Here is a 12800-nt window from a genome sequence, read left to right on the forward strand (position 1 = left end):
CCCGTGTTCAGTCCGCTTCTCGCAGCCGCAGGCTCAGGATGACCGCCGCAGCCAATGCTGCCAGAGCCGCCACCCCGAATGTCAGCGTGGCGCCAACGCCCTGCCAGGCATATCCTGAATACAGCGCCCCCAAGGCACCGCCCACGCCCGCCAGCGTCGCATAAAGCGCCTGCCCCTGTCCCTGATACCTTTCGCCAAAGCGTTGCTGAACGAAGTGAATGGCGGCTACATGGAAGGCGCCAAAGGTGGCCGCGTGCAGGATCTGGGCAAAAATCAGCACGGACAAATGATCGGCCAGGGTGCCGAGCAATACCCAGCGCAATGACGCGATCAGGAAACTGGCGACCAGCAGCGCCCGCAGGCTGAACACACCCAGCACCCGATGCATGACGAGAAACAGCAGGATTTCCGCAACCACCCCAAGCGCCCAGAGCGCGCCGATCAACCCGCGCCCATAGCCCAGCGCTTCCAGGTGAATACTCAGGAAGGTGTAATACGGCCCGTGCGAGAGCTGCATCAGCGCCACACAGAGGAAAAAGGCTGGAACACCCGGCCGCCACAGTCGCCGGAGGAAGCCGTCAGCGTGCTCCTGCGCAGCGGCAGGTTGCTGCGGTGGCGCTGGCACCAGCGCGCTGCACAGACTGATCAACAGCATGATGCCGAGCATGGCCATGGGATAAACCCCCATCCCCTCGCGCTGCAGCAGCATGCCGAGCAGAACGACGGTAAGGATGAACCCCACTGAGCCCCAAAGCCGGAGCTGACTGTAACGGGAGGACTGGCTACCCAGATGCGCCAGAGTAATGGCCTCGAACTGCGGCAGCACGGCATGCCAGAAGAAACTGTGCAGGGCCATGATCGCCGCCAGCCACCAGTAGTCCTGCCGCCAGAAAATGCCGGCAAACGTCAGCGCCGTCAGCAGCGCGCCCACCCGCACAATCAACAGGCGCTGACCTGTCGCATCGCCCAGCCAACCCCAGAGATTGGGCGCAATGCAGCGCATCAGCATCGGAATGGCAACCAGCTCGCCAATGCGCGCGGGCTCAAACCCGAGGGACTCGAAATACAGTGAGAGAAAAGGCGCTACTCCGCCCAACAGGGCGAAGTAGGCAAAATAGAAACCGGACAGCCGCCAGTACGGCAGCGGAGAACCCGCGACGGCGCTCACGGCTGACCGTGCCGACTCAAAGCTGGCCCAGTACCGGGGTCGTCACCTTCACATCGGCGTTCTGCGCGCGGTGGCGCAGCAGATGATCCATCAGCACCAGCGCCATCATCGCCTCGGCGATAGGGGTTGCGCGGATGCCGACGCAAGGGTCATGGCGGCCCTTGGTAATGACGTCCACCGGCTCACCATTGACGTCGATCGAGCGGCCCGGTGTGGTGATGCTGGAGGTCGGTTTCAGCGCCAGACTGGCGACAATCGGCTGACCGGAGGAAATACCACCCAATACGCCACCGGCCTGATTGCTGAGGAAGCCTTGCGGAGTCAGCTCGTCACGGTGTTCGGTGCCGCGCTGGGCAACCGAGGCGAAACCCGCGCCGATTTCGACGCCCTTGACCGCGTTGATGCTCATCAGCGCATAGGCCAGCTCCGCATCCAGACGGTCAAAGATCGGCTCACCCAGCCCCGGCGGCACGCCTTCGGCGACGACGGTAATTTTGGCGCCGACCGAATCTTGATCACGGCGCAACTGATCCATGTAGGCTTCCAGTTCGGCAATCTTGTCCGGATCAGCGCTGAAAAATGCGTTGTCGTTGACACCATCCCAGCTCTTGAACGGAATCTCGATCGGACCCAGCTGACTCATGTACCCGCGTACCTGAACGCCCTGGGTTGCAAGATACTTCTTGGCAATCGCACCGGCGGCGACACGCATCGCTGTTTCACGCGCCGAAGAACGGCCACCGCCGCGGTAATCGCGCAGGCCGTACTTGTGGTGGTAGGTGTAATCGGCGTGGGCCGGACGGAACAGATCCTTGATCGCCGAGTAGTCCTTGGACTTCTGATCGGTGTTGCGAATCAGCAGACCAATCGGGCAACCGGTGGTCACGCCCTCAAATACGCCAGACAGGATCTCGACCTCATCGGGTTCCTGACGCTGGGTGGTGTGGCGGCTGGTGCCGGGCTTGCGGCGATCCAGATCACGCTGCAGGTCTTCGCTCGACAGCGGCAGGCCGGGAGGGCAGCCATCCACAATGGCGACCAGAGCCGGGCCGTGGCTTTCGCCAGCCGTGGTAACAGTGAAGAGAGTACCAAGCGTGTTTCCAGACATACCAAGAACCTGAGCTGAACATGGGCAGTGCGGCAGTATACCCGCTGGCCGATAGCGGTGACAGCCTGAAGTCCGCCCGTTAGGCTACCCCCTTTTGCCGGAGCCACCCAATGAGCGAGCTGTTGCCGCTGCTGCTGCCCGAAAACCTTGCCCCGCAGTGGGCGCTACTGCTGATTCTGACAGCCGCGCTGACCTCCGCTGTCACTGCGGCCATGGGCGCCGGTGGCGGTGTCATGCTGCTGGCCGTGATGGCGCTGGTCATGCCGGCAGCCGCCATTATCCCGGTGCACGGCATGGTCCAGCTGGGCTCCAACGCCAATCGCGTGCTGCTGACCTGGCGAGACGTCAACTGGCGAGTAATCGCCTGGTTTGCTCCCGGCGTCATCCTCGGCGCATATGCCGCCAGCCTGCTGCTGGTGCGTCTGCCACTGGAGCTGGTTCAACTCAGCATCGCCGCATTCATCCTTGTGCTGTGCTGGGGGCCGGCGATCCCCAAGGTTGCCACCGGCCCCGTTGGCACCCTGCTCGCCTCCACCGTCACCAGTTTTGTCAGCCTGTTTGTTGGCGCCACCGGCCCGCTGGTTGCCGCCTTCATCAAACAGCAGCAGTCACACCGCCGGCTGCAAACGGTTGCCACCTTTGCCGCCGCCATGACCCTGCAGCATCTGCCCAAGGCCTTTGCCTTTACGGCTGCCGGCTTCATCTTTCACGACTGGCTGGCACTGATAGCGGCCATGATTGCGGCAGGTGCAGGCGGTACATGGCTCGGCCTGCATCTGCTGAGACGCATGAGCGACCAGCATTTTGGTCGAATCTTCAACCTGGTGCTTACCCTGCTCGCCATTCGACTTGCCTGGGAAGCTGTTCACAACTGGCTGGCATGAGCCGCTGCATTCAGGTATTTATGTTACAGAATGGCGCTGCGCGGCCGATAAACCCGGAGTGAAATGCGCGACAATGCATTCGCAAAATGCCAGGAACCCCCAATGAGCCCAACCGACACGCTGGATGAAGGAGTTGCAACGGAGCACTCAGCCCCGAAGGATCCGTTCGCCCGCGCCAAGCCGTCGGACTCCTACTGGGTCCAGTTAAAGCCGGTATTCAAGGCTCGCATCCTGGTGCATCCCGAACGCCTGGCCCAGATCGCTGTAACCCAGGAAAGTATCGCCTCGCTGGAATTGCTGCGCCTGCAGGTACGCTTTGAAGGAGAGCCGCTGCCGGAAACGGGCAACCGCATGGAAGTAATGGTGGACCACAAGCGCAAGCGCGTGCGCTTCGGCCCGGTGGACGGTGTGCAGATAGTGCCTGCCCAGCGTGGCCTTGGCACTTTCATGCTGGCCCAGCTGATTCACTGGTGTCAGCGCTACTGCGGCGACTACGCCGTCACCCCCATTGCCCTGCACAACAGCGACTCTGCCAACGAAGACGCTCGCAGCGCACGCGACGCCATTCTCAGCCGAGCCGGTTTTACCATCACGCCGATCGAGGGTGAGCCCGGTGCGGCGCTGGCTCAGGCCAACCGGGTTAACGACCTGATAGGCAGCTGGAACACCGAACGCATACAGCCGCTGCAGATCAACACCCTGCTGGCTCAACTGCGCGAAACCGAAGCCCTCAATCAGAAACAGGAAGGGCGAATCAACCAGCTGCAGGCCGCCATCGCCAGTTACAAACGCTCAGACTTGAGCAACCGCTTTGCCATCGGCTGTCTGATCGCCTTCTCGATCTTTCAGGCGTTGATGCTGCTGTGGGTCGTACTGCGCTGAGCCAGACGCCAGGAACGCTTAAAGGCTCTCGGCAAACAGTGACTGGAAGTGACGGCATTGCTCTGCACTCAGCACAAACACACCGTGCCCACCGTGCCGGAACTTGACCCACTCAAAATCCACCTCGGGCCATTCGGCCATCACATGGACCATGCTGTTGCCAACCTCAATCACCAGCACGCCATCCTCGGTCAGATAGTCCGCCGCTTCCGCCAGCATACGGCGCACCAGATCCAGTCCGTCGTCGCCGGCCGCCAGCCCCATCTCGGGCTCGTGGCGATACTCATCCGGCAGCGCGTCCATGTCTTCGGCATCCACGTAGGGCGGATTGCTGACGATCAGATCAAAGCGCTCACCTGCCAGCCCGTCAAACCCGTCGGACCAGCGCGCCTCGACACGCTCGCCCAGCTCGTGCATCTCGATATTCTGCTCGGCGACCGCCAGTGCATCGGACGACAGATCCGCCAGCACCACCTCGGCCTCCGGGAAGGTATACGCGCAGGCAATGCCGATACAGCCGCTGCCGGTACACAGATCCAGAATGCGTTCGGGGTCGCGCTCCAGCCAGGGTTCAAAGCGGCTTTCAATCAACTCGGCAATCGGCGAGCGCGGCACCAGCACACGGTCATCAACAATAAAATCGAGACCCGCAAAGCGTGCGTGACCGGTCAGATAAGCCGCCGGCATACGCAGACGAATGCGCTCCTCAAGCAACGCTACCACCGCATCGCGCTCCTCGTCCGTGACCCGGCACTGCAGATAGTCCTGCGGAGTCTCCCAGGGCAGGTAAAGTGCATGCAGGACCAGCAGCCGCGACTCATCCCAGGCGTTGTCGGTGCCGTGGCCAAAAAACAGCTCGGCCTGATGGAAGCGGCTCACGCCCCAACGGACGAGATCCTGAATGCTCTGCAGCGCAGCGTGTTCGCTCATGGGTCAATCCTTGTCTGGTTCAGGCCGACATTCTACCTTGCCGAGCGCCGACAACCAGCGGGCGGGGCAAAATCGGTAACAACGCCGCCAGCTCATTTGCATCCGGCTGCTGTTACACTTCGGTTTTTGCGCGATGATCAGCAGCATGACACAGGACTCCTTCTCCGACGACGATCTCGACCTGTTCCGACAGGCCGTCAAGGGCGCCAGGCCCATCAAGCACCAGCAGGCCGACGTTGGCAAACCGCCGCGCGACCGCGCCAACATTGCCGCAAGCCGCCAGCGCGCGACCGTCAGGCAGAACGAGGTGGTGGTCGATGGTTTGTCCGATCAGTTCGTGATCGACGTAGACCCGGAACAGGAACTGGCCTGGGCCTCCAATGGCGTGCAGGACTCCCAACTGCGCAAGCTGAAGCAGGCGCATATCCCGTTTGACGGCTCAATCGACCTGCACGGTCTGACGATCGAGCGCGCCCGCGAACAGCTCTGGGCGTTTCTGGCCGAAGCGGTAAAACAGGAAATCCGCTGTGTGCGCGTCACCCACGGCAAGGCCCGCCGACTCGATGGCCGCAAACCGATGATGAAGAGCCACGTCAACACCTGGCTACGCCAGCACGACAGCGTCCTCGCGTTCGCCTCGTGCATACCGCGCCACGGCGGCACGGGCTCGGTCTATGTACTGCTGCGCAGAACCATGCTTGAAGGCAGGGATGACTGACAGGCAGCTGGAAGCTGGAAGCTGGAAGCTGGAAGCTGGAAGCTGGAAGCTGGAAGAAAGGATGATGTGGTATCGCAATCAAGGCAAACGGTTCCTCGGCCGCTGACCATGGACACGCCCGCAAGGCGCATCCACTAGCCTGTACATACCTCGCGATTACTCACCGAAACCGACGAAGTTAGCCACATCAGCCACTTCGCGCCGACGCGAGACCACTGCGTTGGCCGGAAAACTCTCATCCGGGTAACCCATCGCCACACAGATAATGATCACCTGATCATCCGGAATACCTGCATGCTCGCGTACCACCGGCGAGTGCATGATGCCCTGACTGTTCACCACACATCCAAGACCACGCGACCAGGCCGCGTTGACCAGGCCGTTCACCAGAGCGCCGCAATCGAACTGGGCAATGTCACCCTCGCGCAGCTGGCGGTCGTAGGTCACCACGATGGACACCGGCGCATCAAACTGACGAAAGCCGCGCAGCACCCAGTCCTGACGCTTCTCCTTGTCGTCACGGGCAATGCCCATGGCTTCGAACAACTGCACGGCAATCTCGACCTGACGCTGACGGTGCAGCCCCTCATAACTCCCGGAATCGCGGGTTTCCTTTGAGGGCTTTACGCCGGTGATCATGCGCTCGGTATTCTCCGCGCGAATACGATCCAGCGGCTCGCCGGTCAGCACATGCAGGTGCCACGGCTGCGAGTTCATCGACGACGGCGCCCGGATCGCCAGACCAATAACCTCCTCCAGCACCGCGCGCGGAACCGGCTCAGGCTTGAATGCCCGGATACTGCGTCGCCCCAGCACCACATCATCGTAATTCATTGTTGTTCTCCTACGACAAGTCCCGCCCGAAGCCCGTGCCTCGGCGCCATTGGGAGCGGACGTTAGCACAGCAGACGGCACAGCTGACGCGGGTCAGCAGGTTGAAATGGCGGGCTATCACATCGCTGGATAACACAGAACAGGCTGACGGCGCCCCCAGGCACCATCACCATCCCCACCACTGCTGCACCTTCAGCACCGCGCGCCAGATCGCGCCCAGCAGCGAGGGAAACAACAGCGGAAACAACAGCGCGGCCAGGGCAAACGCAACAACAGTGACGAGCAGATAGCGGCTATCGAGGAAGCCACCCCAGTACGCCAGCTCCTTGTTGACGCCCAGCCAGATCAGCGCAGCCGTGGGAACAGAAAAGACCAGCGAGGCGAGCATGCTGAGCAGGCGCATTTGCGCAGAAGGGTTAACGGCAGCGGGTTTGGACATACTCAACCAGTTTCATCCATGAATCACGGGGCTCAATCATCAGCGATGACGCAGTCGCAGGCAATGCCCTGTGCTAGAGTAGCCACTCGAATCCAGCCCGGGTAAGCCTCATGTTTGTATACGTCCTCATCGCCTGCGACCGTCTTGATGAAAAGCAGGAAAAAAAGCTCAGGCAGAACCTGCCGGCGCTGCAAGCCGCCCTGCAGACCTATGCTGATGAGAACGCCGCGACCACGGTAACCCTGATCAACGACTGTGAAAGCGACGATTGCGAAGACTGGCAGCTGGGCATCAGCCAGCAAGTCAAGAAACCGCTTCACCTGAACCCGCCGGTAAACCTGTTCAACAGTCTCGCCGAGCAGTACGACATCGATTGCGAAGTGGGATTCATCGAAGACGATACCCGCGAAGCCGTCAGCTACTTCGGCAAGCACGAAGGACGCGGCGAGGCCTTCCTGATCGCCGGATATCTGGGAATCTGACCCCAGCCCTGCGCAGGCCCGAACTCCGTCAGCGCTGAAGCACTACACGGTTGCGGCCTGCAGCCTTGGCTTCATACATGGCCCTGTCCGCACGGCCGATTGCGTCCTCGACCGGCATTGAGCCCGCCAGCGCCGCCACTCCGAACGAGGCCGTGACCTGAATATCGGCAAACTCGAAATCCAGCCGGGCGATGGAAAGTCGCAACCGATCCATGATCTCGCCCGCCTGTTCCACAGTGGTATCAGGCATGCAGACGATAAACTCCTCACCGCCATAGCGATAAATGCGGTCATAGGGCCGCAGATGCGCCTTGACGCACTGCACCACATCAACCAGGACCACGTCACCGGCTACGTGGCCGTAGGTGTCATTCACCTTTTTGAAGTGATCAAGGTCCAGTAGCGCCAGAGCACAGGCCTGCCTGCCCCGCTCCACCAGCGCCTGCTGTTTGCGCAGTTCAGTCAGCAACCCCCGCCGCGTCTGAATTTCGGTAAGCGGATCACGGTTGCTGGCAACCTCGGCAAACCGGTCACGGGCACTCAGCACCGATAACCGCATCGTCTCCCGGCAACGCTCAAAAAAGTCCCATTCCGCCGGCGGAATCACCAGGCCATTCACCGACAGTTGCAGTAACTTCCGAGCCTCGCTATGAACCACCTCATGCGCCTTTTGCAGCGCAACGTACTCATCGCGGTCATCAAACAGGCGAGCAGCGTCACCCGCCAGCCACTTGCCGAAGGAGCAATGCAGGTGCGCATCAACGCACAGATCCGCCAGCTCCGCAGGTACGTGCGCAATTAAAACCTTGAGCAGATTTCTAAACCACTGATCGTGAAGATAAATGGCGTGATCCAGCTCAAGAATACCCAACTGCAACTCATGATTGGTCAAGGCATCCAATGCGGTAACTCTCTTCGGAGACAAGGTCCCACGTGCATGACAGCAAAAAGCCCAAAACCGGCAGCCCTCGTAGCTGCAGTCCTACCGGTACCGTCAGGCTAGATAATACTGCTTAAATTCATCAGCGGGCTCACGATCGGAAAAGAGATAGACCGAGTTGCCGATAGGGTCCGTAACCGAGAACCCCCTGTCACCCCAAGGATGATCCTCCAGCGGCATGGCAACCTTCAAACCGGCCTCAACCAGCCTGGCGTGCTCAGCATCAACGTCATCAACCTTGAAATTGAGCATCACACCCGTGCCGGCAAACACCGGCATCCCCTCCTGAGGCTGCATAAACTGCAGCGTCGGACCATCAGCACCGATGCGCAGACTGACATACCAGCCGCAATCGAAAATAGCGTCTGCCGAGAAGTAGCGGGTGTAGAAGTCACGGCAGGCCGCGACGTCATTGGTGCAAAAGCAGGGGGACAGATCAGTGATGTTCATGATGACTAACCATTATGCGTATCAGCTTGCGGACAGGAGTCGGGTAATAGCCCGACCCGGTATATGCCGTGCACGGCTCTAGCTGCCTGTTAAAGCGTTTTCAGTTGACAACTAACGCCTCGATCCAAATAGAAACAAGTGCACTATATGGCACCGGTTGATTAAAATATGACAGCGGGTCATTTATATGCAACACAGGCTCAATACCACCAAAGCCATTCGGTACAAATGACATTCTAGTCAATACAACAACGTGCGACGACATTTGACCAGAACTGACGTGTAATATTATTGCTCGGCCAGAGCTCAGAGTTTGATACAACGTCATTGGATCCGTAGGCGGTGCCAAAGTACTAAAGCGCCCTCCAAACTGACCTATCAAGTATTGAATCTGTTGCATAGAACCTGTTCTAACACAGGCAGGATTACCTATCCCGGCACAACAATAATTTGGATGAGCGTTATTAGCCATTGCAACTAACGCACATTGGGCAGGCGTCTGTGCCGCCCCTCTTGTCGCATAAATTATTTGCTGCGCCACCGCAGCCCAACACCAAACGTGCGTTTCCTGTCGGATATTTGGGATCGGCAAATTTACCGGCGGCGGAATCGGCTGACCTCTAACACTAGCCGACAGAAAAAGCATGAAGATAAATATGAGTTTTTTCATTTTCAGCTCCTGTCGATGTTTGATTATTCTCGAACTCTGAAGCCCCGACCACTTGAGTTACATAATGGAAAAATATTGCGACAAAAAAACACAACGACACAGCGATAATCGTGGCACGCAGCTTGCTCCGCGCGCATCGGCTTGGTAGATGACACCTGCATTACGCCAGCAATCGATAAGACGTTATCTATACTTTGCCGGCAGCTGCTCTTTGACTTGTTTATAGAACCTTTCATCTTGAATGAACTTTATCACCCATGGCATATATCGGCTTTTCGATGAGCTTCTTTCACTAGCCTTTTTAACCGCATCAGAACCCAGAAAAATAATTAACGCGCTAATCAAGTCTATAAATGCAAAGAATCTTTCAACGGGAATACTCGTCTCCAATTCGTTGGCGTAATCATCTACATCGCCAATACTTTCTACCTTATCCAATAATATATCAACGTCAGACAATGTTAGATGCTCAATAAGCCCTGCGACCTCCTTCTTGACACCCTTCTTGAGAATATATCCTTCAAATATTTTATTTATTCTTTCTTCTGTGTTCATTTATTCGCTCCGAAGGCTGCCAAAAAATTCAACTAACGCCCACAACAGGGGCCAAACGTAGTGGAGCCAATTTGCGGTAAAGTGAGCGAAGCGAACCGCAAATTGGCGGAGCGTAGTTTGGTCCCTTGCTTGTGATTGTTATACGTCACGACTCCTCACCGATAATCTCGATTATGCCTACGATATTATCATTCATTTCTTCGAGATCCTCTGCGGGAATCCACCATTCCGTATGATTCGAACCACCTACGGTCTCTACTTTGTATTTCAGCATAAAGGCTTCCTTAACGTAGAAACGCGTAACGTAGCCCTTTCCAAAGTCCGTGACATTCCATTTATTTACTTCGAACGCATATTTCTCATTCGTAACGGGATAAAAAATCGGTTGTTCAGGCAATCTCGGTGGCCAACGTTTAAAACCACTAGCCGCGACCAAATCATATTCTTTTTGTCCACATGGACGGTAAAGTGTTACCAATTTTTCAGTCATGCTCTTCACTTAATATTGACGTATAACGTTGTGTTGTGCGGTGATCCCGCATTTGGCGGACTGCTTGCTCTGCAAGCAGGGTGACATCTGCGCGAGCATCCGACACTGACACCTTGTTATTTGCTGGCGGCAACGCAGTTACATTTGCGGACGCAAATGGATGCGCCGCCAGCTTGCCGACTGGCGAGCGAGGAAAGTGAGCAATTGCAGGGGTCGGCTTTACCTTAAGACCAACAGGCCGTCCGGTATAGCAATTCACCCACTTGCTTACCGGCGACCTGTTGGTCTTAAGGGTTGACGACGAGCAGAGGCCTGTCAATTTCATATTCTGCGCTTTCTCATCACAGTTGGGACTCAGCACACATAACTTCAATACTCACAGTTTCATTCAGCTTGCACTTGGCTGATATTGGATCTCGCTCGCTATCGCGCAAATAACAGCTGATTGGACCGACGGCTTCATAACTGCATATGAGTGACTTCCTCATAACAACACCTCCCGCCGCCCCGCTAGAAAAATAAAACTCTTTATAAGCAATAACTTACGATCAGCAGCGCAACCTAATCCGTATTCGCTTGACCGCTTCATATTCACGCTTCAATCACTCCCCTACCCGCCAATGTCGAGCGCGCAGGCGCGGGCACCCCGCCTCGACCGAGGTTGCTGATAGATGAATGGACAGGGAGTGAAGTTTGGCACCATCCTTGGGCTCTCGTGACATGGCGGCTTGCCATATAAAGAAAATAGCGCTGTCTCCCTGACGGGTAAAGCACTTATTCCCTGTGGGGTTACACAGGTGAAGCTCCGTTGGTACGCTGCTCTACCCGCAAGCCGAAAGTTGCCAAACCCACTGCCAGCGGCGGGTGTCCGGCGGCCAGTGGGGGCATTTGCCCTGCTCCACTGGCTGCGCCCAGCCAGCCGGTTGGCGTAGCTGGAGTACACCCGACATCAGTAGATCACGCACTTGAGCTGGGAGCAGTCCGACTGGATGTTCAGTCCGTTGGCGGTACGTATCTGCCCACCGCCTGCGGCAATACGTGCAGCAGTATCTCTCTGCTGCGATGCCAGAACGCTGACAGCAGCAACAGCATGGAGCCGATAAACAGCCCGGAGATAGCCAGGCTGGAGCTAAGCGAGCCGTAGGTCTCGAACAGTTCGCCGAAGGCGTACACCACGTAGATCAGTGACGACACCATCAATGCACGGCGATCCACGGTGATGGAAACCACCGCCAACAGCAGGTAAAGGACAATGACGGCAGCGATGCCGAACAGACCGCCATTGCCGTCAAACAGACCCTGCGCAGAAAAGACCGGATGCACGATCAACGGGGCAGCCAGCAGGTGCAACCAGAAGGCAACATCTGACTTTCTGGTGGTTCTATCAACGTCCTGCGCGTCCCAGCGCATCGCCAGCAGGAAGGTGACCAGCCCTGCGCAGCAGAGGAAGTAGTTGGTGAACTCGCGCAAGCCTTCAATCTGCATCAGCAGCGCCAGCAGGAACGCAAGCAGGCTGGCGACACCGGCAGCGACGGTGATCGGCACATGAAACTGGTGCCAATGCGCCCAGGCCGCTACAGCGCCGATGGCGGTAGCAACCATGATCGCGGTGTCTTTCTCTATTCCCGCCGCAACCTGCGCGAAGACCAGGAACGCAACCGTACTGAGTACAAAGGATGCCAACAGCAGCACCGCAGGCAGTGCCAGCTTTCGGCGTTTGACGAAGAATACCGACAACCCCCACGACAGCAGCGCAACAACACAGAAGCCCAATGCTGGCGACTGCAGGCCAAACACCCAGCCCGCCGACGCCAGCAGGATGAACGCTGCAATGCTGACGAAGATGTCGTTAAAGCCGGATATCAGCCGGAAGTTCTCTTCATCCACCAGGCGGGTATGGGCGCGGCCAGACACAAAGCTGCGGAAACGCTCAACTGCCGCTTCATCCAGCACACCGTCCTTTACTGCTGCGTACAAATCTTCGTCTGTGTACATGGCGTCCTCAATTCTCTGGCTCACTTATCTTGCGACGGAGCGCTGCCCTCAACGGCGTTCAAGCGCTGAACGATGTTGCGCTGAACTGACTTATCCCGATGCTCAACGTGGCTTAATCCACACGGCTGAGAGCCGCGCGCGCCGCTTAACGACAACGTTATCTATCGGGTAACGCGAGTAGTAACCGCACACAATCCCACAGCGAGAAAATGCGTACTAGCGACCGCATGAGCGCGCACTAAACAGGAAGCTGCA

At 57.9% G+C, this 12800-nt stretch carries 16 protein-coding genes; 4 read left to right on the forward strand and 12 right to left on the reverse strand.

All coding sequences use genetic code 11. The features are described from left to right. Positions 1-7: 7 nt before the first annotated feature. Positions 8-1168: an MFS transporter gene (locus B7O88_RS08595; RefSeq protein ID WP_088275211.1), complete on the reverse strand. Its 1161-nt coding sequence runs from the start codon at positions 1166-1168 to the stop codon at positions 8-10. Positions 1169-1184: 16 nt separating this feature from the next. Then, on the reverse strand, positions 1185-2276 hold the full coding sequence (gene aroC, locus B7O88_RS08600) for a chorismate synthase (RefSeq protein ID WP_088275213.1): 1092 nt from the start codon (positions 2274-2276) through the stop codon (positions 1185-1187). A 110-nt stretch (positions 2277-2386) separates the two neighbouring features. Here aroC and B7O88_RS08605 point away from each other — a divergent pair, with 110 nt between their 5' ends. Both B7O88_RS08605 and B7O88_RS08610 read left to right on the forward strand, forming a co-directional pair. After that, positions 2387-3160 carry a sulfite exporter TauE/SafE family protein gene (locus B7O88_RS08605; RefSeq protein ID WP_088275215.1) on the forward strand — a complete coding sequence of 258 codons (774 nt, stop codon included), beginning with the start codon at positions 2387-2389 and terminating at the stop codon, positions 3158-3160. Between the two features lie 102 nt (positions 3161-3262). Next, positions 3263-4042: a hypothetical protein gene (locus tag B7O88_RS08610; protein ID WP_088275217.1), complete on the forward strand. Its 780-nt coding sequence runs from the start codon at positions 3263-3265 to the stop codon at positions 4040-4042. A gap of 18 nt (positions 4043-4060) precedes the next feature. Here the strand turns inward: B7O88_RS08610 and prmB are convergent, their stop codons facing one another. Together prmB and B7O88_RS17950 are read right to left on the reverse strand one after the other, a co-directional pair. Continuing rightward, positions 4061-4972 (reverse strand): 50S ribosomal protein L3 N(5)-glutamine methyltransferase, encoded by a 912-nt coding sequence (gene prmB / locus B7O88_RS08615; RefSeq protein ID WP_088275219.1) that lies wholly within the window; start codon positions 4970-4972, stop codon positions 4061-4063. 3 nt (positions 4973-4975) lie between these two features. Continuing rightward, a complete protein-coding gene (locus B7O88_RS17950; protein WP_160003156.1) occupies positions 4976-5119 on the reverse strand; it encodes a hypothetical protein in 144 nt (47 codons plus the stop codon). Here B7O88_RS17950 and B7O88_RS08620 point away from each other — a divergent pair. Then, complete coding sequence (locus B7O88_RS08620; RefSeq protein WP_088275421.1) at positions 5118-5690, forward strand: Smr/MutS family protein; 573 nt, start codon at positions 5118-5120, stop codon at positions 5688-5690. The two genes, B7O88_RS17950 and B7O88_RS08620, sit on opposite strands and share 2 nt — an antisense overlap. Before the next feature lie 156 nt (positions 5691-5846). Here B7O88_RS08620 and B7O88_RS08625 read toward each other — a convergent pair whose 3' ends face one another. After that, positions 5847-6524, reverse strand: a complete 678-nt coding sequence (locus B7O88_RS08625) for a nitroreductase (RefSeq protein WP_088275221.1) — start codon at positions 6522-6524, stop codon at positions 5847-5849. A gap of 166 nt (positions 6525-6690) precedes the next feature. Next, positions 6691-6912 (reverse strand): hypothetical protein, encoded by a 222-nt coding sequence (locus tag B7O88_RS08630; RefSeq protein WP_200818423.1) that lies wholly within the window; start codon positions 6910-6912, stop codon positions 6691-6693. Positions 6913-7073: 161 nt separating this feature from the next. Between B7O88_RS08630 and B7O88_RS08635 the strand changes: the two genes are divergently transcribed. Further along, positions 7074-7445 carry a hypothetical protein gene (locus B7O88_RS08635; protein ID WP_088275224.1) on the forward strand — a complete coding sequence of 124 codons (372 nt, stop codon included), beginning with the start codon at positions 7074-7076 and terminating at the stop codon, positions 7443-7445. A gap of 28 nt (positions 7446-7473) precedes the next feature. Here the strand turns inward: B7O88_RS08635 and B7O88_RS08640 are convergent, their stop codons facing one another. From B7O88_RS08640 to B7O88_RS08660, 6 genes are all read right to left on the reverse strand, one after another. Then, positions 7474-8346, reverse strand: coding sequence for a diguanylate cyclase (locus tag B7O88_RS08640; protein ID WP_088275226.1), 873 nt, complete (start codon positions 8344-8346; stop codon positions 7474-7476). Between the two features lie 93 nt (positions 8347-8439). Beyond that, positions 8440-8835, reverse strand: coding sequence for a VOC family protein (locus B7O88_RS08645; protein WP_088275227.1), 396 nt, complete (start codon positions 8833-8835; stop codon positions 8440-8442). 100 nt (positions 8836-8935) lie between these two features. Further along, complete coding sequence (locus B7O88_RS17785; protein WP_140418572.1) at positions 8936-9505, reverse strand: hypothetical protein; 570 nt, start codon at positions 9503-9505, stop codon at positions 8936-8938. Positions 9506-9688: 183 nt separating this feature from the next. After that, positions 9689-10060 (reverse strand): hypothetical protein, encoded by a 372-nt coding sequence (locus tag B7O88_RS08650; RefSeq protein WP_088275229.1) that lies wholly within the window; start codon positions 10058-10060, stop codon positions 9689-9691. Between the two features lie 145 nt (positions 10061-10205). Then, positions 10206-10550, reverse strand: coding sequence for a hypothetical protein (locus B7O88_RS08655; protein ID WP_088275231.1), 345 nt, complete (start codon positions 10548-10550; stop codon positions 10206-10208). A 993-nt stretch (positions 10551-11543) separates the two neighbouring features. Then, positions 11544-12545, reverse strand: coding sequence for a hypothetical protein (locus B7O88_RS08660; protein ID WP_088275232.1), 1002 nt, complete (start codon positions 12543-12545; stop codon positions 11544-11546). Between the last annotated feature and the right edge of the window lie 255 nt (positions 12546-12800).

Origin of the sequence: Halopseudomonas aestusnigri (genome assembly GCF_002197985.1) — a bacterium.
Lineage (GTDB): Bacteria > Pseudomonadota > Gammaproteobacteria > Pseudomonadales > Pseudomonadaceae > Halopseudomonas > Halopseudomonas aestusnigri.